This window comes from Terrihabitans rhizophilus (genome assembly GCF_033898525.1).
GTDB lineage: Bacteria > Pseudomonadota > Alphaproteobacteria > Rhizobiales > Methylopilaceae > Flaviflagellibacter > Flaviflagellibacter rhizophilus.
Genome location: NZ_JAXAFJ010000004.1, coordinates 33342 through 56322, shown reverse-complemented (window position 1 = coordinate 56322; position 22981 = coordinate 33342). Strand labels below are relative to the sequence as shown.

Below are 22981 nucleotides of genomic sequence, written 5' to 3'. Positions count from 1 at the left end.
TTCTCACCCTCATCCTGAGCTTGTCGAAGGATGATGGATCGGAGTTCCGGCGGAGAAGCGGAGGGTATGGGTCCCGGCCTACGCCGGGACGCCGATGTTGAACTTCCGCGCGTCCCGGCGAAGGCCGGGACCCATACGCCGTGTCCTCGCGGCTATTGGTAAGCCTGTAAGGATCTTCGGGAAGAGCGCATAGCAGCGCCCGGCGAGCATCCTTCGACAAGCTCAGGATGAGGCACTCACTTGGTGCGCTTCAGCGCAGACCCGCCTGCGCCGTGCCGCGTTCCGCCTTCTCGATCTCCGGCAGGATGATCTCCGTCAGCGCGGCCTCGCTCAACGGGCCGATATGCTTGTAGGCGATGCGGCCGTCCTTCCCGATGATGAAGGTCTCAGGCACGCCATAGACGCCCCAATCGATGGCGGCGCGGCCGGCCTTGTCCATGCCGATGGCGGCGAACGGGTTGCCCAGCTCCTGCAGGAAGCCCCGCGCATTGTCCGGCTCGTCCTTGTAGGCGATGCCCACGATGCGGGCCCGCCCGAGCTCGGACAGCCGCATCAGCAGGGGATGCTCCTGACGGCACGGTGCGCACCATGAGGCCCACACATTGACGATGGTGATGCGGCCATTGCCGAGATCTGCGCGGGACAGGCCGGGAACGGGCGTGCCGTCCTTTTCCGTCAGCCCCTCCAACGGGGGCAACGTGAACTCCGGCGCCGGCCGCCCGATCAGCGCCGACGGAATGGCCGAGGGATCGCCCGCGAAGAGCCTGACATAGAAAAGCACGCAGAGGCCGAGAACGATCAGCGCCGGCACGGCGAGCAGAAGCCGTCGGCCGCTCATTCCGCGTCGCTCCGTCCCAGACGGGCCTCGAGCTTTGCGAGCGCGGAACGCTGGCGCCGATGTTCCACCACGCTCCAGACCACGAGTGCGGTCAGCACCGCGCCGGTGAACAGATAGGCGGCGACGATGAAGCCGGCATGGGTCACGCGCCGCTCCTTGCCGCGCGCAGCCGCAGGCCGCGCAGCCGCCTCCGGATCAATTCCGTCCGCATCCCGGAGAGATGCAGGCTGAAGAACAGCAGCGTGAAGGCGATGGCGTTCACCAGCAGCGGAACGAGAATGGACGGGTGGATGGTCGATCCGCCGGCCCGGAACACCGAGGCCGGCTGGTGCAGCGTGTTCCACCAGTCCACCGAGAACTTGACGATGGGTATGTTGACGAACCCGACCAAGGTCAGGATCGCAACAAGGCGTGCGGCGCGGGCCGGCTCGTCCATCGCAGCGCGAAGCGCGATGACGCCGAGATACATCAGGAACAGGACGAGCTCGGAAGTCAGCCGCGCGTCCCACACCCAATAGGTTCCCCACATCGGGCGCCCCCAAAGCGAACCTGTGACGAGCGCGATCAGGGTGAAGGCAGCGCCCAAAGGTGCGGCGGCTCCGGCTGCGACATCGGCCAGCGGATGCCGCCAGACCAGCACGCCGAGGCTCGCCGCCGACATGATGGTCCAGGCCATCAGCGACAGCCACGCAGCCGGCACGTGGATGAACATGATGCGGACGGTGTCGCCCTGCTGGTAGTCCGCCGGCGCCACGAAAAAGGCCTGCCACATGCCGACAGCCAGCAGCAGCCCGGTCGCGCCCCACAGCCAGGGCAGCAGCCGTGCCGCGATGGCCCCGAACCGGGCAGGGTTGGCGAGCGAGATCATGCCCTGCGGTGTAGCGGCGCCTCCGGGGGCTGGCAATGGCGCGCTCACCCCTGCGCCCCCCGTAGCGCGGCGGCTGCGGCGATCGGCGCCAGCACAAGGCTGGCCAGGGTCACGCCGAGCAGGAGTGCCATGGGAGCGAACACTGGGTTTGCGGAGACGGCGTTCTCCGTGGCCGCAACTCCGAAGATGACGGCCGGCACGGTCAGTGGCATCACCAGCACGGGCAGCAGCAGTCCGCCGCGCTTCAGCCCCACGGTCAGGGCTGCGCCGACAGCACCAAGAAGCGTCAGCGCCGGCGTGCCGATCAACAGCGTCAGGGTGACAGCCCCAAGCGTAGGGCCGGGGAGGTTCAGCAGCAGGCCGAGCAGCGGCGCCGCAACCGCGAGCGGCAGGCCGGTCGCCAGCCAGTGCGCGGCGATCTTGGCCAGCACGATGAGAGGCAGGGGGGCCGGTGCTGCGAACAGCAGATCGAGGGAGCCGTCTTCCGCATCCGCGCCGAACAGCCGGTCGAGCCCGATGAGCGTGGACAGCAGCGCCGCAATCCACAGGATGGCCGGGCCGATACGCGCCAGCAGGACAAGGTCCGGGCCGATGGCGAAGGGCGTGACGGCGACGACGCTGAGGAAGAACACGAGCGGCAGGCCGAAGCCGCCTCCCGAGCGGAGCAGCAGCAGGAAATCGCGCCGCATGACGGCCAAGAGCACGCCCGTCATACGGCTTGACCCAGAACCATGCGGGTCTCGCCCGGCCAGCCAAGATCGGCATGGGTCGCGGCCACCACAATGCCGCCCTCGGAGCGATGACCGGCAACAAGGTGGGCAAGGCGCGACAAGCCATCGGTGTCGAGCGCGGTGGCGGGTTCGTCGAGCAGCCAGACGGCGCGGCGGGCGACGAGAAGGCGAGCCATGGAGAGGCGGCGCCGCTGACCAGCGGACAGGACGCTGGCCGGGAGATCGCCGGCATGGCCAAGGCCTACGGCCTCCAGGGCATCGGAGGGTTCGCTGCCTGAGCCGCCCAGCAGGCCCGCCCATAGATCGAGGTTTTCCAGCGCCGTCAGCGCTCCCTTCACCGCGTCGGCATGACCGAGCAGATGGACGTGCTCGGCGGGCAGTGTCTCTTCCGGCATACCCTCCAGAACTACGCGTCCCTCGTCTGCCGGCAGGAGATAGGCCAGAGCTCGCAGCAGAGTGGATTTGCCGGCGCCGTTCGGTCCCGTCACCACCAGCGCATCGCCGGGGCCGAGATCGAACGAGACCCCGCGCAGGACCAGACGCTCGCCACGCTCGATAGAAAGACGCTCTGCCTTCAGGCGCATGCCAGATCACACCGCACGGGGCGCGCCTTTGTCTGGAAGGATTCGAAGGCGGTGCCTATACTGAATGCAGAGTTGGCCCCGGTGCGGGTTCCGCACCGTCCGGGCCAGTGATTTTCAAGCCGGGAGCACACCTCGGCGAGCCGTCCGGCGAAAGGGCCAGCCATCGTGACCACGTCTTCCCTCGACAGTTTCAAATGCCGCAAGACGCTCACGGCCGGTGACAAGACCTACGTCTATTACAGCCTTGTCGAGGCGGAGCGAAACGGGCTCGCGGGGATTTCGCAGCTTCCCGTCTCCATGAAGGTGCTGCTGGAGAACCTCTTGCGCTTCGAGGACGGGCGCACGGTGAAGGCGGACGACATCCGCGCCATCGCCGGCTGGCTGGCCGAACGCTCCAGCAATGCCGAGATCGCCTTCCGTCCGGCGCGCGTGCTGATGCAGGACTTCACCGGCGTGCCGGCGGTGGTGGACCTTGCCGCCATGCGCGACGCCATGAACGCCCTGGGCGGCAATCCGCGCCTCATCAATCCGCTGGTGCCGGTGGATCTCGTGATCGACCATTCGGTAATCGTGGACGAGTTCGGTTCGCCCACCGCCTTCGCGCACAATGTGGAGCTCGAATACCAGCGCAATGGAGAACGCTATCGCTTCTTGAAGTGGGCGCAGCAGAGCTTCGACAATTTCCGCGTCGTGCCGCCGGGCACCGGCATCTGCCATCAGGTGAATCTGGAATATCTCGCCCAGACGGTCTGGACGAAGGACGAGAACGGCGAGACGCTCGCTTATCCCGACACGCTGGTCGGCACCGACAGCCACACCACCATGGTAAATGGCCTTGCCGTGCTCGGCTGGGGCGTCGGCGGCATCGAGGCCGAGGCGGCCATGCTCGGCCAGCCGCTGTCCATGGTGATCCCGCAGGTCGTCGGCTTCCGCGTCACCGGCAAGCTGCGCGAGGGTGTCACCGCGACCGACCTCGTGCTCACCGTCACGCAGATGCTGCGCAAGAAGGGAGTGGTCGGCAAGTTCGTGGAGTTCTTCGGCCCCGGCATTGGTGCGCTGGCGCTCGAGGACCGCGCCACCATCGGGAACATGGCGCCGGAATACGGCGCCACCTGCGGCTTCTTCCCCGTGGACGTGGAAACCCTGCGCTACCTCTCCCAGACCGGCCGCACGCAGGATCGCGTGGCGCTGGTCGAGGCGTATATGAAGGCGCAGGGCATGTTCTGGACGCCCGAGACGCCGGACCCGGTGTTCACCGACCTGCTGGAACTCGATCTCGACAGCGTCGAGCCCTCGCTCGCGGGCCCGAAGCGCCCGCAGGACCGGGTGCTGCTTTCGGAGACGAAAGCCGGCTTCCTCGGCTCGATGGCTTCCGAATTCAAGAAGGACGGGCAGGCCGGGCAGCGCTTCCCCGTGGAGGGCGAGGACTACACGATCGGCCATGGCGACGTGGTCATCGCGGCCATCACTTCCTGCACCAACACCTCGAACCCCAGCGTCATGATCGGCGCCGGCCTGCTGGCCCGCAACGCCGTGGCCAAGGGCCTGACCCGCAAGCCTTGGGTCAAGACCTCGCTGGCACCGGGCTCGCAGGTGGCGGCGGACTATTTCAAGAAGGCCGACCTGCAGAAGGATCTCGACGCGCTCGGCTTCAACCTCGTCGGGTTCGGCTGCACCACCTGCATCGGAAATTCCGGCCCTCTGCCCGAGCCGATCTCGGAGGCCATCAACGCAAACGACGTGGTTGCCGCGGCGGTGCTCTCGGGCAATCGCAACTTCGAAGGCCGCGTGAATCCGGACGTACGCGCCAACTACCTGGCCTCGCCGCCGCTGGTCGTTGCCTATGCGCTGGCCGGCTCGCTGCAGATTGACCTCGTCAACGATCCCCTCGGCACCGGTTCGGACGGCCAGCCGGTCTATCTGCGCGACATCTGGCCAAGCTCGCAGGAAGTGGCCGAGTACATCCGCGAAAACGTGACGAAGGAGATCTTTGCCACGCGCTATGCCGATGTCTTCAAGGGCGACGAGAACTGGCAGGCGATCGAAATCTCCAGCGGGCTGACCTTCCCGTGGGACAGTCGCTCGACCTATGTGCAGAACCCGCCTTATTTCGAGGGCATGACGAAGACGCCGGTGCCGGTCGAGGACATCGACGACGCGCGCATCCTGGGCCTGTTCCTCGATTCCATCACGACGGACCACATCTCGCCGGCAGGCTCGATTAAGCAAGGCAGCCCCGCCGGCACCTATCTGCGCGATCATCAGGTGCGGCCGCAGGACTTCAACCAGTACGGCACGCGGCGCGGTAATCATCAGGTCATGATGCGCGGTACGTTCGCCAATATCCGTATCAAGAACCAGATGGTTCCGGGCGTGGAGGGTGGCGTCACGGTGCATGAGCCGTCGGGCGAGCAGATGCCGATCTTCGACGCCGCCATGCGCTACAAGGGGGAGGGCGTGCCGCTCGTCGTCTTCGCCGGCAAGGAATACGGCACCGGCTCCTCGCGCGACTGGGCGGCCAAGGGCACCGTGCTCCTCGGCATTCGCGCCGTCATCGCGGAAAGTTTCGAGCGCATCCACCGCTCCAATCTCGTTGGCATGGGCGTGGTGCCCCTGGTATTCGACGCGGGCACGAGCTGGACCTCGCTTGGCCTAACCGGCAAGGAAACGGTCACGATCCACGGCCTCGCCGAAGGCCTGAAGCCGCGCGATGTGCTTCTGGCCCGCATCACATACGAGTCTGGCGAGGTGAAGGAGGTGCCGGTCGTTTGCCGGATCGACACCTATGAGGAGCTCGAATATTTCCGCAACGGCGGCATCCTGCACTACGTGCTGCGCTCGCTCGCCGCTTGAATCATGCCTCTCTCGCGCTCGTGACCACCACGGGCGCGAGGCTGGCTTATTTATCCCGCATGTCCTTTTCCCTTCCCAGCTTCTCGGCTCTGCCGTTCCTCGTGACCTTGGCTGCCGCGCCCTGCGCGGCGGAGCCGGTCCTGCTTGAGCTGTTCACCAGCCAGGGCTGCGCCGTGAGCCCGAAGGGGGATCGCCTGGCGGCGGAGAAGGCGGTCAAGGGCGATGTGCTGCTCCTGACCTTCCCGGTGGATTACTGGGATTATCTGGGCTGGAAGGACACGCTCGGCAGTTCGGCGCATACGGCCCGCCAGCGCGCCTACGCGCTCGCCCGCAGCGAGCGCAAGGTCTACACGCCGCAGATTGTCGTAAACGGCACGCAATCCATCATCGGAAGCGACAAGGCGGGGCTCGAACAGGCGATCCAGCACGCGTCCGCCCGGCCGGAGCATCCTGCCGCGATCCGGGTGCAGGACGCCGACGGCCAGATAGATGTCGAGGTCGGTGACCATGCACCTGCCGGTGAAGCGGAGGTGTGGCTGTTCGCCGTATCGCGCAGCAAGAGCGTGACGGTGGAGCGCGGCCAGAATGCGCACCACACGCTGACATACACGAACGTGGTGCGGAAGATGACGCGCCTCGGCTCCTGGACCGGCAAGTCCGCGCATTTCGCCATCGCGCGGGAAGAAGTGGTGCCGGCCGATGCCGACCACTTCGTCGTCGTGGTGCAGGAAGGCTCCGGCAGCATGCCGGGCGCCATCCTCGGCTTCGCCGCGCATTGAGCTCCGGACAAAAAAAGGGGCCGGCGAACCGGCCCTCTCAGGATCTGCCTATCTGACGATGGCAGGGATCGGTAGACCCGGCCACCCTAACCGCCTTGGGGCTGGGGGGCTGGAAACGGACGATCTGGATGACCGGGCACCGAGGCAACATCCACAATGTGCCCAACGGGTGCGGCGGCCGAAGGGCTGCATCGCGGCGGAAATAAGAAAGTTGGCGGCGTGTTGAGGGCGTGACTTCCTTTGAGAACGAAGAGCACGCTCAAGTGCCCGTGCGCGCCCATACCCCTTGAACCCGACCCCTCCCGGTACGATCATGACAGCGGGATGAAAACGAGGTGCGCATGGGTGATATCGAAGCGCTGGACAGTTTCCGCGACCGCCGGAACGGGCAGCAGACGGACACTGCGGCAACGGCGGCGGCTCCCCTCACGGTCTCCTTCAATCGCCACGAATTGCGCGACATTCTCAACGTCTACGGCCGTCTGGTCGCGTCCGGAGAGATGCGCGATTACGCCATCGACATGCTGAAGGAGCGGGCCGTGTTCTCGCTGTTCCGGCACATGGGCGAGATGCCGCTGTACAGGATCGAGAAAAACCCTGCGCTTCGCCAGCGGCAGGGCATGTATTCGGTGGTGGCCGCGACAGGTCTTATCCTGAAGCGCGGCAACGAACTGGATCGGGTGCTCGCCGTGCTGGACCGGAAGGTCCGCCTTGTCGCAGGCTAGAGCCTAGCTCTCGTCAGAGAGGGCTTCCACAGCGCTGATGGTCAGCTCAAGATCCGCGATCTTGCGCAGCGCATTGTCCGAGGGCAGCACGTCGGCCTCCGCCGCCTGCATCACCAGAATCTTCTGGGCCTCGATAAGCCGCTCCTGAAGCGCGGCCAGCTTGTTCTTCGTCGTTTCGCTCATGATGACGGCTTAACGCCGATGGTCGCGTTTTTCCAGTGTATTCCGGGGGTGGATGGCCCGCGAACGACGCCGCGGGCCAAGGGCATCAACCCTGGAGGTCGGCAGGCACCTTGCCGCCGTTCGCCGCCAGCTTCGCCATGACCTGCTTGTGCAGCCAGATATTCATCGTGGCAGAGTCATCGGTATCGCCGGTGTAGTTCAGGTCCTGCGCCAGTTCCTTGCGCGCTGCCAGGCTGGAATCGAGATCGAGCGCCTTCATCAGGTCCACGATGGAGGTGCGCCAGTTCAGCTGCTGGCCCTTCGCCTTCACCTTCTCCTCCATGATGGCTTCGACATCGACGTTCTGGCCGCCGCCGGGAATGGAGGCCGGGCTGCCGGTGCCCGAGGTCGCGGAGGGCGTTGCCGCGCTTCCTGCGGAACCTGCTGCCATCCCCGGCTGCGCGACGCCGCCGCTGGGGCTGGTGGTGGTGGACGTCGATGCTCCGGCTTGCGTGGAGCCGGGAGCCGGTTGTGCAGGTGCGGCCGTCGCCGGGCCGCCGAAGATCGAGCTCATGATTTTTCCGAGAATACCCATTTCGAAGATCCTTTGTTCGCTTGAATGTTCAGGCAGAGGGAAGGCTGCGGCTCGCTGCATCAACCTGTGCGTCGAGGTGCGAGACGAGATCCGGGGGAAGGTCCAGAAGGGCCACGAGACGGTCGAGATACGCGATCTCTTCCGGCGTGTCGGGCGTGCCGATGGCGGCACGCGAGGCCACGTAGAGCTCTGAGCCCTGCTCACGGCTGCGCGACAGGCGGGCGATGGCCGCAGCATCGGAAGGCTTGCCGATGGCGTCCATCAGGAAACCCTTCTCCTCGCCGGTCAGGCCGAGTTCTGCGATCTGCTGCTGGATCTTGACGCCTTCCTCGCCATCGAGATGGCCATCGGCCTTCGAGGCGGAGATCATGGCCTGCACGAGCGCAACGCCGAGCTCGCGGCCCTCGCCGTCCTTTTCTTCCTCGATGTGGAAGCCGCTGCCCCGGGGAGGAGCTTCGGTCGGGAGGCTTGCCGGGGGCGGGGTGGTGACAGCGCCTTGCTGCGCTTCCCAGTTCTTGTAGGCCTTGTAGGCAAGCGTGCCGAGCACGGCGAGGCCGCCAGCGCGGATGAGGCCCCCGCCATCACGGAGCCCACCGCCGCTGCGTCCCTTGCGCCCCGCCAGCAGGATCGACAGGAGGCCGCCACCGGCCGCGAGACCACCGAGGCCGCCCGGGACTCGCGAGGCTAGATCTCCGAGCCCGCCACCGAGCCCGCCGGACCCCATGCCTCCAAGTCCCCCAAGGCCGCCGAGCCCGCCGAGGCCACCAAGCCCCCCGAGGCCGCCTCCGGATGAACGTGGATCCGGCTGGCTCTGATAGCCGCCGCCGCCGAGGCCTTCGCCGAGGCTGCCCAAGTCGTTTCCAGATGTGCTGCGTCCGGCGCTTCCGCTGCCGAATCCGCCGCCACCCTGCGAAAGCTGCCCACCGAGCACGCTTTGGAGGATCTTTCCGAGGTCCATGAGCTTCTCCGGTCTGAAAGAGTACAGACCAGAAGAAGCCCAGCACCGAGCTTTGAGTTCCGTCGAACCCGCTCAGCCGGTCGGTTCATCCTCCGGCGGCTGATGGGCCCCGGTGCCCAGCGACCGCTGCATCATCGGGGTATCCAGCCACTGGCCGTGCTTGCGGCCGACCGCACGCGCCGTGCCGATCATCTCGAAACCGGCCCGCGCGTGGAGCGCGACCGATCCCTCATTGGCGCTGTCCCCGATGACGGCGATCATCTGCCGGAAACCGCGCATCTCGCACGCGGCGATCAGCGCGTTCAGCAGCGCGCCGCCGATGCCCTTCCCCTGCCAGGCCCGGGCGACATAGATCGAATTCTCGACCGTGAAGGCGTAGGCAGGCCGGGAGCGGAAGGAGGCGGCGTAGGCGTATCCCGCAATCTCGCCGCTGAGATCCGCGACGAGGAAGGGAAAACCGCTCTCCAGGAGCGAGGCGCGCCGCCGTGCCATCTCCGCGTCATCCGGGGGTACAAGCTCGAATGTCGCGGTGCCGTGCAGAACGGCCTCCGCGTAGATGCGGGTGATGTGTGAAATGTCGGCGGGAGACGAGGCACGGATCATGCCTCAGCATACAAAAAAGCCCCGGACTGTGCCGGGGCTTTCTGTTCTTTTCAGCGGACCTGCATCACTCGCGATTGCCGAACAGCGACAGCAGCATGGTGAAGAGGTTGATGAAGTCGAGGTACAGGGCGAGCGCGCCGCTGATGGCCATGCGGCCCAGCGAGGTGCCGTCAGCCTCGGCGTAGTACATCTCCTTGATGCGCTGCGTGTCATAGGCCGTGAGACCCGAGAACACGAGCACGCCTGCCACAGAGATGATGAACTGCATCATCGAGCTCTGCAGGAAGATGTTCACCAGCATGGCGATGATCAGGCCGAACAGGCCCATCACCAGGAAGGTGCCGAATGCCGAGAGGTCCCGCTTCGTCGTGTAGCCGAACAGGCTCAGCGCACCGAAGGCAGCGGCCGTGATGAAGAACACCCGCGCGATCGACTCACCCGTGTAGACGAGGAAGATCGTCGAAAGCGAGAGACCCATGAGGCCGGCGAACGTCCAGAACGCGGCCTGTGCTGCGCCGACCGACATGCTGTTGAGGCGTGCCGACAGGAAGAAGACCATGCCCAGGGGCGCCAGCATGATGACCCACTTCAGCGGGCTCACGAAAAGCGCGTAGCCGATGCTCGTCAGGTACACGCCATCGCGGTACTGCGCGGCGGCGCCGGCCGGATTGTCCGTCACGGCAGCCATGAAGGCGCCGATGGCGACCAGGCCGGTGATGGCCAGGCCGATCGTCATGTAATTATAGACGGAACCCATATAGGACCGGAGGCCCTGATCGATGACCCCGGCCTCCGTGCGGGCGCCTGCGCCGAGGCGGGCATTCCCATAGCGGTCGAAGTTAGCCATAGATTTATCGTCCCTTTGTTACCCCGCATTTCATGGGCGCGGGATCTCAGTCGTGAATATGGGTGATCGGTTCAGGTGCAACAAGCGTAATTCTACGGGAAGCGTCCCGGTTTTCTCTCACGAGCACGCGACTTAGCTAAAGATCTCGCAGAACACGGGCGGGTTTCAGCCGCGCGAGCCGCCACGTTCCGGCCAGGCCGAGCGCTACCGTGACCACGACCGCGAGCAGCGTGACGAGCCCGGTTGCCAGCGGGTCTGCGTGGAACTCCATCTTCATCAGTCGGGTCACCACGACCCATGCCGACAGCGCACCCGCCAAAAGGCCTACCAGGCCGGAGGCGGCGCCGATCAGCAGGTATTCCAGCGTGAAGGCCGTGAGGATCTGGCGACGCGTCCCGCCCAGCGTTTTCAGGATCATGGCGTCGTAGAGCCGGTAGCGATGGCCTGCCGCAAGCGCGCCGGCCAGGACGAGGACGCTTGCGAGGATCGTGATGCCGCTGGCAGCGCGGATGCCGAGGACCAGCTTGCCGGCCAGATCCGCGATGGTGGCCAGCGCATCCTTGACGCGGACAGAGATGATGTTGGGGAACTGCGCGGCGGCCTCGCGCAATAGGGCACGTTCCGCAGTTTCCGCGCCGTCCGCGAGGGTGAGCGTGGCAAGCGTCTGGTAGGGTGCTCCCGCGAAGGAGTTCGGCGAGAACACCATCACGAAGTTGATCCCAAGGTTTTCCCAATCCACCGTGCGGAAGTTCGCAATCCGCGCCGTGATCTCGCGTCCGAGGACGTTGACGACCATCGTGTCGCCGACCTGGAGGCCAAGCTCGCGGCCGAGATCGGTCTCGAACGAGACGAGATTGTCGCCTGTGTGCCCCGCGTCCCACCAGGTGCCGGCAGTGATCTGCGAACCCTCGGGGAGCGTGTCGGAGAAGGTAAGCCCGCGGTCGCCGCGCAGCACCCATTCCGCCTCGCCGGCGGGGTAGTTCTCCGTGCTCTGCCCCTTCAGTTGAGTGATCCGCCCGCGAAGCATGGGCACTTCGGTGATCTCGCCCTTGGGTGCCTGATCTCGAAGGAAGGCGGTGAAGGCCGGGGCGTCGGTGTTGGGAATGTCGATGAAGAAGAAGCTGGGCGCTCGCTCGGGAAGGCTGGAGGCCAGCTGGTGGCGGATGCTGGAGTCGATTAACGTGACCGTCACCAGCAGGGCGATGCCGAGCCCGAGCGACAGCACCACGGAAGGGGTCAGCGCCCCGGGTCGGTGGATGTTCGCCAAAGCGAGGCGCGCCGTCGCGGTGCGCGGACGTGGAGCCCGCCTTGCCAAGGCGGCCAGGCCGAACGCGACCACGCGCAGGAGGGCCAACGTGCCGGCAGCGGCCACGAGAAACGCGATCGCGACCCTGCGGTCGAAGGAGGCGGCGACCGTCAGCACGAGCAGCGCCACCAGGATGGTCCCGGTCAGCACAATATAAAGCGGCTTCGGCCAGCGGGAGCCGCCCTCCGCCACATGGTCGCGGAACAGCGCGGAGACCGGCAGTTCATGCGCCCGGCCAAGAGGCCAGACCGCGAACAGCATCGCGACCAGAAGGCCGAACGCTGCGGCGATGCCAAGCTGGCCGACCTCAAGACCCGGCTCGAAAGGAAGGGGAACAAAGGCCGCGAACGCCCAGTCCACCACGAAGGGCAGGGCGGCGCCGATCAGGAGGCCGATGGTAATGCCGAGCACCGAGATCAGCAGGATCTGGGCAAGGTAGATGCCGAACACCTGCCGGCCCGGTGCCCCCATGCATTTCAGCACCGCGATGGTCTCGCGTTTGCGTTCCACATAGGCGCTGACCGAATTCGCGACGCCAACGCCGCCGACCAGCAGCGCGGTCAGGCCGACAAGGGTCAGGAACTGGCTGAACAGGGCGATGTTGCGGGTCAGCCGTTCCGACGCATTGTCGCGGGTGCGGGCGCGCCAGCCGGCCTGCGGAAACTGCTCGTTCGCGCGCTCCACCACGCCATCCGGATCGACATCTTCAGGCACGGCCACGCGGTAGTTCCAGCGCACAAGGCTGCCCGGCGTGATCAGGCCGCTCGCGGCGAGCGCATCCCGCGAGACGAAGACGCGGGGCCCGAGGCCGATGCCGTCCGACAGCGCATCAGGTTCGGTGGACAGTTCCGCGCGAATCTCGATGTCGATGCTGCCGAGCCGGATCCTGGCACCGGGCTCGATGTTGAGCCGTCCGAGCATGGCGCTGTCCACGACGGCGCCATAGAAGCCATTGCGCTCACCCAGAAGTTCGGCCAGCGGACGGGGCGGGTTGGTCACCAGCGATCCCGCGAGCGGGTAGACGTCGTCGACCGCCTTGAGTTCGGCCAAGGCCGCTTCGCCGCTCTCTGCGCGCACCATGGACCGCAGCGTGGCCACGGTGGAGACGGTGCCTTGCCCCTTGAGAAAGAGAAGCTCGTCCGGCGACGCTTCCCTATGGACGAGCGAGAAGGATGCGTCGCCGCCCAGGATGGCGCGCCCTTCGCGGGAGAGCCCGTCGTTCAGGCCGCGCGCCACCGAGCCGATGCCGGCAATGGCGGCCACGCCAAGCGCGAGACACGCGACGAAGATGCGAAATCCGGTGAGGCCGCCGCGCAGTTCGCGCAGCGCCAGGCGGAGCGACAAGGGCAATGCCGTCACGCGGCCACCGAGGTGGCCGGCTCGATGACGCCGCTGCGCATGCGAACAACGCGGTCGCACCGGCGTGCGAGCGCCGGGTCGTGCGTCACGAGGACCAGTGTGGCCCCGCGCTTGCGGGTCGTGGAGAAGATGAGGTCCGCGATGGTCCCGCCGGTCGTTTCATCAAGATTGCCGGTGGGCTCGTCGGCAACGAGGATCTCGGCACCGGGCGCAAGGGCACGAGCAAGGGCCACGCGCTGTTGCTCGCCGCCCGACATCTGGGCCGGGTAATGCCCTGCGCGAGCCGAAAGGCCCACGGCTTCGAGTTCGATGATCGCGCGTTCCCGGGCGTCGCCCACGCCGGCGAGTTCGAGCGGCACGGCCACGTTTTCGAGGGCGGTCATGGTAGGGATCAGGTGGAAACTCTGGAACACCACGCCGATGTGACGGCCGCGGAATCGGGCAAGGCTGTCCTCGTCCTGCGCGGTGATTTCGGTGCCGAGCACCGAAACGCTGCCGCTGTCGGGCTTTTCCAGCCCGGCGAGCACCATCAAAAGGGATGATTTTCCCGATCCCGAGGGGCCTGTGAGGCCAAGGGTCTGGCCCCTATCTATGTGCAGCGAAACATCCTTGAGAATGTGGACGCGGCCCGCTCCGCGGCCAAGGCTCAAATTCACGCCCTCGATGTCGATGGCCATCAATCACCCGAAATCCCGCATCTGGAGCCTGCCATATGGAGAACGGAACGCCGACCGGCCAGTCACGATCCGGTGGACGCCTCAGCCGGATGGCTGGGGTTTTGGTGGCGCTTTGCATGTGCCTGTTCATTTCACCAGAGGTTGCAATGGCTCGTACGATCAAGCTGGTGGCGCTGGGAGATAGCCTCACGGCCGGCTACGGGTTGCAGCCCGGGCAGGGTTTTCCGGCCGTGCTTCAGAAGGCCCTGCAGGCCAAGGGGCGCGATGTCTCCGTGGCGGATGCCGGCGTCTCCGGCGACACGACAGCGGGCGGTGCGCAGCGCCTGGACTGGGCGGTTCCCGAGGGGACGGATGGTGTCATCCTGGAACTCGGCGCCAACGATGCGCTGCGCGGCCTCGATCCCGCCGCCGCCCGGAAATACCTGGCAAGCATCCTTGACCGGCTGAAGGCGCGCAACATCCCCGTGTTGCTGGCAGGCATGTACGCGCCGCGCAATCTGGGGCCCGGCTATTACGAGACATTCGATGCCATCTACCCCGATCTCGCGAAGCAATACGGCCTCGTGCTGTACCCCTTCTTCCTTGACGGGGTGGTGGGACAGGCGCGCCTGAACCTCCCGGACGGGCTTCATCCCACCGCCGAGGGCGTGCAGGTCATCGTCGAACGGATAATGCCGACGGTGGAGAGATTTCTCGACCGTGTCGAGCGCGGCTCCTAGGGAGGATTGGTCTTGCCGCGCCTGTTCACCGCGCTGAAGCTGCCCGGACCGCTTCCATTGAGGCTGTCCCTGCTGCGGGGCGGCCTGCCCGGCGCGCGCTGGGGTGAGCCCGAGAACTACCACGTCACCTTGCGCTTTCTGGGCGATGTCGACGATCGTGTCGCCGAGGAGGCCTCAGCGCTGCTGGATAGCAGCCACGTGGCGCCGTTCGCCTTGCGCCTCATCGGTGTGGACGCCTTCGGCGGCTCACGGCCTCGGTCCATCTATGCGAGGGTGGACGGGGGCGACGCCCTGTTCGAGCTTCAAGAGGCGCAGGAGCGGCTGATGCGCCGTCTGGGCCTCCCGCCCGAGACGCGGAAGTACACCCCGCACGTCACTTTGGCGCGTCTGCGGGGAGTCAGTGCGGAAGCGGTCGCTTCCTGGCTGTCTGCAAATGCCGCGGCGGCCAGCGGCGAGGTTTTCGAGCCCAAGGGCTTCGCATTGTTCTCTTCCCGTGCGTCTACGGGCGGCGGGCCCTATATATGCGAGCAGTTCTACCCGTTCAGCGGCTGCGATGATGGCGGAGAGGCCGATGACGAAGCTGATTGGCAAGGACCTCGATGACGCCCTCGCGACCACGTCCGGGTGGACACTGATCGAGGACGGGAAGCGCCTCAGCAAGGCATTCCGATTCGCCGATTTCCCGGCAGCATTTGCCTTCATGACCCGGGTCGCCATGGCGGCGGAGCGCATGAACCATCACCCGGACTGGAGCAACAGCTATGATCGGGTGCTCATCTCGCTCACCAGCCATGATGCCGGCGGCCTGACCAGCCGCGATGTAGACCTCGCCAACAGGATCGACCGCATAGCCGGCGATCACTCGACCTCCAGCAGGAATTGATGTGATGACGCATACCGAAGCGCAGGAACTCGATCTTGCGGAACAGGAACGGCTGGTTCGCAAAGGCTTCTGGCCGAAGCTTCGTCGCCTTGCGGCGCGGCTCCCTTTTGCCGAACAGGCGCTGACCGCCTATTACTGCGCGTTCGACCGGCAGACGCCGCACACCGTGCGCCTGACCCTGCTTGGGGCGCTGGTGTATTTCGTGGTGCCTTTTGACGCGGTCGCCGATTTTCTGCCCCTGTTCGGTCTCGCGGACGATGCCGGCGTTCTTTCCGCCGCTCTGCTGGCGGTCGGCAGCCACATCACGGACAGCCACAGGCATGCCGCTCAGGACGCGCTCGGCCGTCTCAAGGCGGAGCAGAGCTGATCCTTCCGTGTCACTGTGAATCCTTCTTTTCTAAATTCCGCCAATTTTTACCTGTTGTCAGGAATTCGCGGCCCACTATCCCTCAAGGGCTTCCAGCCCACACCGCGCCAATTTGCAGGTAGCAGCCGCTGCCGAGATCAGGATGCGATAAAGATGTTCGCCCGCCGTATTCTACTTGCCGTGCTCCTTATCGGTTTCGCGCCCGATGTTTCCTCCGCGCAGACCGGCCAGCAATTGCTGGGTCAGTTCAACGACTGGGCGGCCTACACCGCGACTGGCGGTGGCGGGAAGGTGTGCTTCGCCATCTCACAGCCCAAATCGCGCGCGCCGGAAGGCCTCAATCGCGATCCGGCCTATCTGTTCGTGTCGCACCGCCCCGGGGAACGCGTCCGCGACGAAGTCAGCGTCCAGGTCGGCTTCCCCCTTCGGCCGGGTTCCACCGTCGACATGACGATCGGCTCCTCGACGTTCCAGCTCCTCACGCAGGATCAGCGCGGCTGGTCCAACGGGCAGGACGATGCCCGGCTCGTCGCGGCGCTGCGTAGCGCCGGGGAGGCTAAGCTGGCATCGACCTCGGGACGTGGAAACGTCACGACCGACACCTATTCGCTTCGCGGCATCTCGGCTGCTCTGGACCGCATCAATTCGGAATGCCGCTGATCCTGCCGGACTGGAACCTGTAGTGCGCCTGCTCGTTGAGGACGTGGAAACACTCAAAGGAGCGTTATTCATGCGCAAGACAGTTCTTCTTCCGGCCATCGCCGCAGCGCTTTTCGCAGCGACGGCAGCAACCGCCCAGACGCCCGGCGGCAGCAACCCGACCCCCGAGACCCCGAACTGCACCGCCGGAACTGCCGGTTGCGTGAGCAAGGGTGAGGCAGGCGGCTCCTCGGAGACCGGCAGCAACAGCAACACCAACCAGGGCACCGGCTCCACGGGCGGCAGCACTGGTGCTGGCGGCGCGGGTAGCGGCACGGGTGGTGCTGGTGGCGGCACTGGTGGTACGGGTGGCGGTGCTGGCGGCGGCGGTGCTGGCGGTGGTGCCGGCGGCGGTGGTGCCGGTGGCGGCTCCGGCGGCTCGGGCGGCGGTTCCCAGTAAACCGTTCAAAGCATCAAGTTAAGAAATAGCCCCGTGTAAAACGGGGCTATTTTGCTATATAAAGGCCTATGCTCGCTCTCTCCGAACCTGTCGCGCCCGTTGGGGCTGCGTTCCGAAGCTCGCTTGTAGGCCTCACGCGCGCGGAGCTGTCCGATGCGCTGGGCCAAGCTGGCGTTCCGGAGCGTGAGCGCCGGATGCGCGTTTCCCAGCTGTGGCACTGGATCTATCATCGCGGGGTCGCCGACTTCGCCTTGATGACCAATGTCTCCAAGGGGCTGCGTGCAGCGCTGGAAGAGGTCTTCACGCTGGAGCGTCCAGCGGTCGTCTCCGAGCAGATTTCGGTCGACGGCACCCGCAAATGGCTGATCCGCCTGCCGCCCAGCGGCAAGGATCGCCGCGCGCACGAGGTCGAGGCGGTCTATATCCCCGAGGCGGACCGCGGCACCTTGTGCGTATCCAGCCAGGTCGGCTGCACCCTCGCCTGTACCTTCTGCCACACCGGCACGCAGACGCTTGTCCGCAATCTCAGCTCCGCCGAGATCGTCGCGCAACTCATCATCGCCCGCGACCGCATTGGCGACTGGCCGGGCATGGCCCGCGCGACCGACGGTCTTGTCCCGGATGGCGAACGCGCCGTGACCAATATCGTGTTCATGGGCATGGGCGAGCCGCTCTACAATTTCGATGGTGTGAAAGCGGCGATCGAGGTGATGTCCGATGGCGAGGGGCTGTCCCTGTCACGCCGCCGCATCACCGTCTCCACCTCCGGCGTGGTTCCGGTTATCGAGCAGCTTGGCGGCGAAGTCGGCTCCATGCTGGCAATCTCGCTGCATGCCACCAATGATGAACTGCGCAACAAGCTGGTGCCTCTCAACAAGAAGTACCCCATCGCGCAGCTTCTGGAGGCGTGCCGAAATTATCCCGGGGCCTCGAACGCCCGGCGCATCACCTTCGAATACGTCATGCTCAAGGGCATCAACGACAGCAATGCCGAGGCACGTGAATTGGTACGGCTGCTGAAGGGCATTCCGGCCAAGATCAACCTGATCCCGTTCAATCCGTGGCCGGGAACGGGTTACGAGTGTTCGGACTGGGACAGGATCGAGGAGTTCTCCGAGATCGTATTCCGGGCAGGCTATGCCTCTCCAGTTCGCACGCCGCGGGGGCGCGACATCCTGGCGGCGTGTGGCCAGCTGAAATCCGCGACCGAGCGCCTGCGCGCCAACGAGCGCATGGCAGCGGCAGGCATCGCCGCCGAGTGAACCTGCTTCTGCGCATCATCCTGATACCCATCGGATATCTGGCCGCGATCTTCGCCGCCGTGACGGTTCTCGGGGCCGTGGAGTGGGCGAGGGCATATCCTCCCGTCGCCGGCGCGCCCGACCTCGTGACCATGACGGCCTTTGCGGTGATCACCGATGCGCTCGTGATGAGCGCGATCATCGGCTACACGGCTTTGGGTCCGGCTCTGGTTGCCATCGGCATCGCCGAAATCCTGTCCTTGCGCAGCGTGTTCTTCTTCGTGGCGACCGGGCTTGGCATCGCGGCCCTTCTCACGCGCTTCCTCGGAGTCGACGACTACCCGGCGCTTCCGACCGAACCCGGCGTGATCGCCGCAGCCGGAGTGGTGGCCGGCCTCGCCTACTGGATATCCTCCGGCCGCTGGTCGGGATTGCGACGTGCGGAACCAGTGACGCGCTGAACGGTTAGTGCCATGCTTCCGCAATTGGGGAAGCAATCAGCCTGCCGGAGGTCCAGCCGTGGTCACTGTCTTCTCTCGCCTGCGCGCCGTACTGGCGGCGCTCCTTCTCGGCAGCCTTGTCGCCGGCTGCGGCGTCAACACCATCCCGACGCTGGACGAGCAGGTGAAGGGCTCGTGGAGCGAGGTGCAGAACCAGTACCAGCGCCGGGCGGAACTGATCCCCAATCTTGTCGAGACGGTGAAGGGCTTTGCCGCGCAGGAGCGCGAGACCCTGACCGCCGTCGTGGAGGCGCGGGCAAAGGCGACGTCCATCAACGTCAACACGGACCAGCTCAGCGATCCCGCGGCCATCGAACGCTTCCAGCAGGCGCAGGAGCAATTGTCCGGCGCACTCGGGCGGCTGCTGGCCGTGACGGAGAACTATCCGGAGTTGAAGTCCAACCAGAACTTCCTTGCCCTGCAGTCCCAGCTCGAAGGCACCGAGAACCGCATTGCCGTGGCTCGACGCGACTATATCCAGACCGTTCAGACCTACAACACGGAGGTCCGCACCTTCCCCGGCCGCCTTTGGGCCTGGATCTACGGTGCGGAGCCGAAGGCCGCCTTCGCCACGTCCGAGCAGAACCAGACGGCCCCCAAGGTCCAGTTCTGAGTCGGCGGCGGGCAGGAGACAGGCCATGACGCGGCTCGTGCTCGCCTGCCTCGCGCTGCTGGCTTTCCTGCCGGGGGCATATGCCGCCGAGCCGAGCTTCCCGGCCTTGACCAGCCGTGTCGTCGATGAGGCTGGCATCATCGACATACCGACGCAGGCTGAAATCGATCGCAAGCTGGCCGAACTGGAGGCCGCCACGACGAACCAGCTCGTCGTGGTCACGCTGAAGTCCCTTCAGGGCTACGACATCGCCGATTACGGCTACCGGCTGGGCCGCAATTGGGGCATCGGGCAGAAGGAGCGCAACAATGGCGCTCTTCTGATCGTGGCTCCTAACGAGCGAAAGGTGCGCATCGAGGTCGGCTACGGCCTTGAGGGCGACGTCACTGACGCCGTCTCCCGAATGATCATCGAGAACGCCATCTTGCCGCGCTTCCGGGCCGGGGACTTTCCCGGTGGCATCTCCCGTGGCGTCGACGATCTCGTGCAGATCATGAAGGGTGACAAGGAACTTGTGCGCAAGGCGCAGGAGGCGGCCGAGGGCGCACGCGCCAGCGAAGACGGATTCGGACTGCCCTTCATCATCACGCTGTTCATCGGTTTCTGGCTGCTCAGCATGATGTTCGGGCGCCGGGGCGGACGAGGACGACGGGGAGGATTGCCGGTCATCCTGCCCTTTCCGGGAGGCTTCGGGGGCGGCGGTGGCTTTGGTGGTGGAGGCTTTGGTGGTGGAGGAGGCTTCGGCGGGGGCGGCGGCTCTTTCGGCGGCGGCGGATCCTCGGGGAGTTGGTGATGGGTGTGCAGAGCTTGAATCCGGCCGAAGCCCGGCGCGTCTGCGAAGCCATCGAGGCGGCCGAAACAGGCACATCCGGAGAAATCTTCGTAGCGGTCGCCCGGTCCTCGGACGATTACGGGCTCGTGCCGGTGCTCTGGGCAGCGGCAGCGGCCTTGCTGGCGGTGTGGCCCCTGCATCTGTTCACAAGCCTCAGCATCAATGCCGTTCTCGGTCTGCAGGCCGCCATCTTCATACTTGTCGCCCTGGCGGTCTCGCCCGTTTCCGTGCGCACGAGGCTCGCGCCGCCCTGGCTGGTCGATGAGGAGGTGGCCCGCGCGGCGCGGGACCAGTTCCTCTCACACGGCGTGCACCTGACGGATGAGCGCACAGGGGTCCTGATCTTCGTCTCGATTGCGGAGCACCGGGTCGAGATCGTCGCCGACGATGGCATTGCAGCCCGCGTCGGCCAGAACGAGTGGGACGACATTGCAGCGGACGTCGTTCGCCACACGCGGCAGGGCCAACTCTCCAGTGGCCTGGTGGAGGCGGTGGATCATGCCGGACGGCTGCTGCGCGGGCATTTCCCGGCCGGCGCCCGCAACCGCAACGAGCTGCCGAATACCATCATCCAGCTCTGAAGCTGCTTGTTCGGAAACAGGCTGCCCGTCCGTGCGTTGTTCTTCCGAAGTAAGGGAGACCAGCAATGGACGTGAACTTCGAAGAGCCAGCCACGGTGGTGTGGAATCCGAAGCCTTTGATCGGCGACATGAACAACGGGACTGAAGGCGGCACGCGGCGGTTCGAGCACGTCTCGGAGGCGCTGGAATTCGTCTTCTCAGGTATTCCCGTGGATCAGCAATCCACCGCCCGCATCAACACCGCAGGGCACGTCTACGACTATGACGAGCTTGTTCGCATCCGCGACCAGAAGGCCAGGGGCGAACGCGTCCTGCGGCCGGATTACTGATCAAGGCAGGGTGAAAGCCCTAAGGGGCTGCGCTCAGCGGAAGAAGCCGGCGGTATGAACCTTGGAGGCGGCGGCGTCGATCACGGCGTGCGCCGTCTCAACACGATTGGGAATCTGCGGTGTTGCCGAAACCGATCCGGTGTCGGGCGAAAGCGGAGTCAGGGCCAAGCCCAGAAGAAGTGCGCACGTCAGGCTACGCGGAACTCGCGAGACGATGACCTTCATCTGACCCCCGTTGAACGGCACCGCACCGGGCCGAAGCACGGGTCTTTTAGCCTGCGGAACCGCTGAAGTCACGCGCTTCGTGATCGACGCGGCGTCAGTGCCGAAAATGCCGCACGCCGGTGAACACCATGGCCATGCCCCGCGCGTCCGCCGCCTCGATAACCTCCTGATCCCTGACGCTTCCGCCCGGCTGGATCGCCGCAGTGGCGCCGGCATCGGCCGCCGCGATCAGCCCGTCGGCGAAGGGGAAGAAGGCGTCCGATGCGACGACGCTGCCCCGCACGAGCGATTCGGGCAGTCCCGCCGCTGCGGCGATCTCGGCCGCCTTGCGCACGGCGACCACCGAAGCATCCACCCGGCTCATCTGCCCCGCTCCGATGCCGACGGTGGCGAGGCCCCGCGCATAGACGATGGCGTTCGACTTCACGTGCTTGACGACCCGATAGCCGAACAGCAGATCGGCCATCTCGCTCTCGGTGGGCTGTCTCTTGGTGACCACCTTCAACTCGGCATCATCCACCACCGCATTGTCGCGGCTCTGCATGATCAGGCCGCCGGTCACGGTCTTGACCGTCAACGTCCCGATGCGCGGGTCCGGAACCGCGCCAGCCAGCAGGAGGCGCAGGTTCTTCTTGCCATTGATGATGCGGATGGCCTCCTCGGTCGCGTCGGGCGCGATGATGACCTCCGTGAAGATCTTCACCATCTCCGCCGCGGCTTCCGCCGTCAGGGTGCCGTTGACCGCGATGATGCCGCCGAACGCGGAGACGGGATCGCAGGCCAGTGCCCTCCTGTAGGCGTCCGCGAGATCCGCACCTTCGGCGACCCCGCAGGGGTTGGCGTGCTTGACGATGACGCAGGCAGGGCTGCGCGCCGGGTCGAATTCGGCCACCAGTTCATAGGCGGCGTCCGTGTCGTTGATGTTGTTGTAGGACAGTTCCTTGCCGCCCACCTGCCGCGCACCGACGACGCCCGGGCGGCTGTCTCCGGTGGCCCAGAGGCTGCCGGTCTGGTGCGGGTTTTCGCCGTAGCGCAGTACCTGCTTCATGCTGCCGGACAGAGCGCCCCAGGACAGGGAACTCTCGCCGACATGGCGCGCCATGTAACTGGCGATGGCCGCGTCATAGGCGGAGGTGCGGGCGAATGCCTTGGCAGCCAGCGCTTCACGCAAGCTCAGCGTGGTGGCCCCACCGTTCTCGTCCATGGCTCGCAGCACGAACGGGTAATCGGTGGGATCGACGATCGCCGTCACGTCCGCGTAGTTCTTGGCCGCGCCGCGGATCATGGCCGGTCCTCCTACATCCACGTTCTCGACCATCTCGTCATGCCCGGCACCACGCGCCAGCGCCTGTTCGAATGGGTAGAGGTTCACAAGCAAGAGGTCGATCGGCACGATGCCGTGCTCCTGCGCGGAAGCGTCATGCTCGGCATTGCCGCGGATCGCGAGCAGCCCGCCATGAACCGAGGGGTGAAGCGTCTTCACCCGTCCGTCCATCATCTCAGGGAAGCCCGTCAGTTCCGACACATCGCGCACGGCCAGTCCGGCGCTCTTCAAGGCCGCTGCGGTGCCGCCGGTCGAAACCAGCTCCACGCCGCGTTCGGCAAGGGCCCGCGCGAATTCGACCAGTCCCGTCTTGTCGGACACCGAAAGGAGGGCGCGGCGGATGGGGCGGTCCATGTCTTTGCTGCCTGTTCTAGGGTTCGCGG

29 protein-coding genes are annotated in these 22981 nt (G+C 65.9%); 15 read left to right on the top strand and 14 right to left on the bottom strand.

What is annotated here, in order from left to right:
- Positions 1-250 precede the first annotated feature (250 nt).
- Genes SCD90_RS08335 through ccmA form a run of 5 tightly spaced genes read right to left on the bottom strand, consistent with a single transcriptional unit; the run spans position 251 to position 3021 of the window.
- Complete coding sequence (locus SCD90_RS08335; protein ID WP_319844200.1) at positions 251-838, bottom strand: DsbE family thiol:disulfide interchange protein; 588 nt, start codon at positions 836-838, stop codon at positions 251-253.
- Positions 835-984, bottom strand: a complete 150-nt coding sequence (gene ccmD / locus SCD90_RS08330) for a heme exporter protein CcmD (RefSeq protein WP_319844199.1) — start codon at positions 982-984, stop codon at positions 835-837. Before ccmD ends, SCD90_RS08335 begins: the two co-directional genes overlap by 4 nt.
- Entirely contained in the window at positions 981-1706 is a 726-nt protein-coding gene (locus SCD90_RS08325; RefSeq protein WP_319844397.1) for a heme ABC transporter permease, read from the bottom strand. Before SCD90_RS08325 ends, ccmD begins: the two co-directional genes overlap by 4 nt.
- A 44-nt stretch (positions 1707-1750) precedes the next feature.
- Complete coding sequence (gene ccmB / locus SCD90_RS08320) at positions 1751-2419, bottom strand: heme exporter protein CcmB (protein WP_319844198.1); 669 nt, start codon at positions 2417-2419, stop codon at positions 1751-1753.
- On the bottom strand, positions 2416-3021 hold the full coding sequence (ccmA, locus tag SCD90_RS08315) for a heme ABC exporter ATP-binding protein CcmA (protein WP_319844197.1): 606 nt from the start codon (positions 3019-3021) through the stop codon (positions 2416-2418). Before ccmA ends, ccmB begins: the two co-directional genes overlap by 4 nt.
- A gap of 165 nt (positions 3022-3186) precedes the next feature.
- Here ccmA and acnA point away from each other — a divergent pair, with 165 nt between their 5' ends.
- The 3 genes from acnA to SCD90_RS08300 all read left to right on the top strand — a co-directional run bounded on the left by acnA (position 3187) and on the right by SCD90_RS08300 (position 7378).
- Positions 3187-5874, top strand: a complete 2688-nt coding sequence (acnA, locus tag SCD90_RS08310) for an aconitate hydratase AcnA (protein WP_319844196.1) — start codon at positions 3187-3189, stop codon at positions 5872-5874.
- Positions 5875-5933: 59 nt separating this feature from the next.
- Complete coding sequence (locus SCD90_RS08305) at positions 5934-6653, top strand: DUF1223 domain-containing protein (RefSeq protein WP_319844195.1); 720 nt, start codon at positions 5934-5936, stop codon at positions 6651-6653.
- A gap of 341 nt (positions 6654-6994) precedes the next feature.
- Positions 6995-7378, top strand: coding sequence for a DUF2794 domain-containing protein (locus SCD90_RS08300; protein WP_319844194.1), 384 nt, complete (start codon positions 6995-6997; stop codon positions 7376-7378).
- A gap of 3 nt (positions 7379-7381) precedes the next feature.
- Here SCD90_RS08300 and SCD90_RS08295 read toward each other — a convergent pair whose 3' ends face one another.
- The 7 genes from SCD90_RS08295 to SCD90_RS08265 form a co-directional block, all read right to left on the bottom strand.
- On the bottom strand, positions 7382-7561 hold the full coding sequence (locus SCD90_RS08295) for a hypothetical protein (RefSeq protein WP_319844193.1): 180 nt from the start codon (positions 7559-7561) through the stop codon (positions 7382-7384).
- Between the two features lie 85 nt (positions 7562-7646).
- Positions 7647-8135: a DUF3597 domain-containing protein gene (locus SCD90_RS08290; RefSeq protein ID WP_319844192.1), complete on the bottom strand. Its 489-nt coding sequence runs from the start codon at positions 8133-8135 to the stop codon at positions 7647-7649.
- Between the two features lie 28 nt (positions 8136-8163).
- On the bottom strand, positions 8164-9093 hold the full coding sequence (locus SCD90_RS08285; protein ID WP_319844191.1) for a tellurite resistance TerB family protein: 930 nt from the start codon (positions 9091-9093) through the stop codon (positions 8164-8166).
- Between the two features lie 72 nt (positions 9094-9165).
- Positions 9166-9696: a GNAT family N-acetyltransferase gene (locus SCD90_RS08280; protein ID WP_319844190.1), complete on the bottom strand. Its 531-nt coding sequence runs from the start codon at positions 9694-9696 to the stop codon at positions 9166-9168.
- 64 nt (positions 9697-9760) lie between these two features.
- The gene (locus SCD90_RS08275; RefSeq protein WP_319844189.1) at positions 9761-10543 is read right to left on the bottom strand and encodes a Bax inhibitor-1/YccA family protein; all 783 of its coding nucleotides are present in this window, start codon (positions 10541-10543) and stop codon (positions 9761-9763) included.
- A 136-nt stretch (positions 10544-10679) separates the two neighbouring features.
- A complete protein-coding gene (locus tag SCD90_RS08270) occupies positions 10680-13208 on the bottom strand; it encodes an ABC transporter permease (RefSeq protein ID WP_319844188.1) in 2529 nt (842 codons plus the stop codon).
- On the bottom strand, positions 13205-13885 hold the full coding sequence (locus SCD90_RS08265; RefSeq protein ID WP_319844187.1) for an ABC transporter ATP-binding protein: 681 nt from the start codon (positions 13883-13885) through the stop codon (positions 13205-13207). The genes SCD90_RS08270 and SCD90_RS08265 overlap by 4 nt, the downstream gene beginning before the upstream one ends.
- Before the next feature lie 116 nt (positions 13886-14001).
- Between SCD90_RS08265 and SCD90_RS08260 the strand changes: the two genes are divergently transcribed.
- The 12 genes from SCD90_RS08260 (at position 14002) to SCD90_RS08205 (ending at position 21049) form a co-directional block, all read left to right on the top strand.
- Positions 14002-14604, top strand: a complete 603-nt coding sequence (locus SCD90_RS08260) for an arylesterase (RefSeq protein ID WP_319844396.1) — start codon at positions 14002-14004, stop codon at positions 14602-14604.
- Positions 14605-14616: 12 nt separating this feature from the next.
- Positions 14617-15207 carry an RNA 2',3'-cyclic phosphodiesterase gene (gene thpR / locus SCD90_RS08255; RefSeq protein WP_319844186.1) on the top strand — a complete coding sequence of 197 codons (591 nt, stop codon included), beginning with the start codon at positions 14617-14619 and terminating at the stop codon, positions 15205-15207.
- Positions 15176-15487 carry a 4a-hydroxytetrahydrobiopterin dehydratase gene (locus tag SCD90_RS08250; RefSeq protein ID WP_319844185.1) on the top strand — a complete coding sequence of 104 codons (312 nt, stop codon included), beginning with the start codon at positions 15176-15178 and terminating at the stop codon, positions 15485-15487. Before thpR ends, SCD90_RS08250 begins: the two co-directional genes overlap by 32 nt.
- 4 nt (positions 15488-15491) lie before the next feature.
- Positions 15492-15854, top strand: a complete 363-nt coding sequence (locus SCD90_RS08245) for a YkvA family protein (protein ID WP_319844184.1) — start codon at positions 15492-15494, stop codon at positions 15852-15854.
- Between the two features lie 153 nt (positions 15855-16007).
- The gene (locus SCD90_RS08240; RefSeq protein ID WP_319844183.1) at positions 16008-16514 is read left to right on the top strand and encodes an invasion associated locus B family protein; all 507 of its coding nucleotides are present in this window, start codon (positions 16008-16010) and stop codon (positions 16512-16514) included.
- Positions 16515-16584: 70 nt separating this feature from the next.
- Positions 16585-16953 (top strand): hypothetical protein, encoded by a 369-nt coding sequence (locus SCD90_RS08235; RefSeq protein WP_319844182.1) that lies wholly within the window; start codon positions 16585-16587, stop codon positions 16951-16953.
- 68 nt (positions 16954-17021) lie between these two features.
- A complete protein-coding gene (rlmN, locus tag SCD90_RS08230) occupies positions 17022-18215 on the top strand; it encodes a dual-specificity RNA methyltransferase RlmN (protein WP_319844181.1) in 1194 nt (397 codons plus the stop codon).
- Positions 18212-18655 carry a hypothetical protein gene (locus tag SCD90_RS08225; RefSeq protein ID WP_319844180.1) on the top strand — a complete coding sequence of 148 codons (444 nt, stop codon included), beginning with the start codon at positions 18212-18214 and terminating at the stop codon, positions 18653-18655. Before rlmN ends, SCD90_RS08225 begins: the two co-directional genes overlap by 4 nt.
- A 58-nt stretch (positions 18656-18713) precedes the next feature.
- A complete protein-coding gene (locus tag SCD90_RS08220) occupies positions 18714-19307 on the top strand; it encodes a LemA family protein (protein ID WP_319844179.1) in 594 nt (197 codons plus the stop codon).
- 25 nt (positions 19308-19332) lie between these two features.
- Entirely contained in the window at positions 19333-20100 is a 768-nt protein-coding gene (locus SCD90_RS08215) for a TPM domain-containing protein (protein WP_319844178.1), read from the top strand.
- Entirely contained in the window at positions 20100-20720 is a 621-nt protein-coding gene (locus SCD90_RS08210; RefSeq protein ID WP_319844177.1) for a TPM domain-containing protein, read from the top strand. Before SCD90_RS08215 ends, SCD90_RS08210 begins: the two co-directional genes overlap by 1 nt.
- A gap of 65 nt (positions 20721-20785) precedes the next feature.
- On the top strand, positions 20786-21049 hold the full coding sequence (locus tag SCD90_RS08205) for a hypothetical protein (RefSeq protein WP_319844176.1): 264 nt from the start codon (positions 20786-20788) through the stop codon (positions 21047-21049).
- 33 nt (positions 21050-21082) lie between these two features.
- On the opposite strand, the gene SCD90_RS08200 is transcribed toward SCD90_RS08205, so the two are convergent.
- Positions 21083-21274, bottom strand: coding sequence for a hypothetical protein (locus SCD90_RS08200; RefSeq protein ID WP_319844175.1), 192 nt, complete (start codon positions 21272-21274; stop codon positions 21083-21085).
- 94 nt (positions 21275-21368) lie between these two features.
- Positions 21369-22952: a bifunctional phosphoribosylaminoimidazolecarboxamide formyltransferase/IMP cyclohydrolase gene (gene purH, locus SCD90_RS08195; RefSeq protein ID WP_319844174.1), complete on the bottom strand. Its 1584-nt coding sequence runs from the start codon at positions 22950-22952 to the stop codon at positions 21369-21371.
- Positions 22953-22981: the final 29 nt, after the last annotated feature.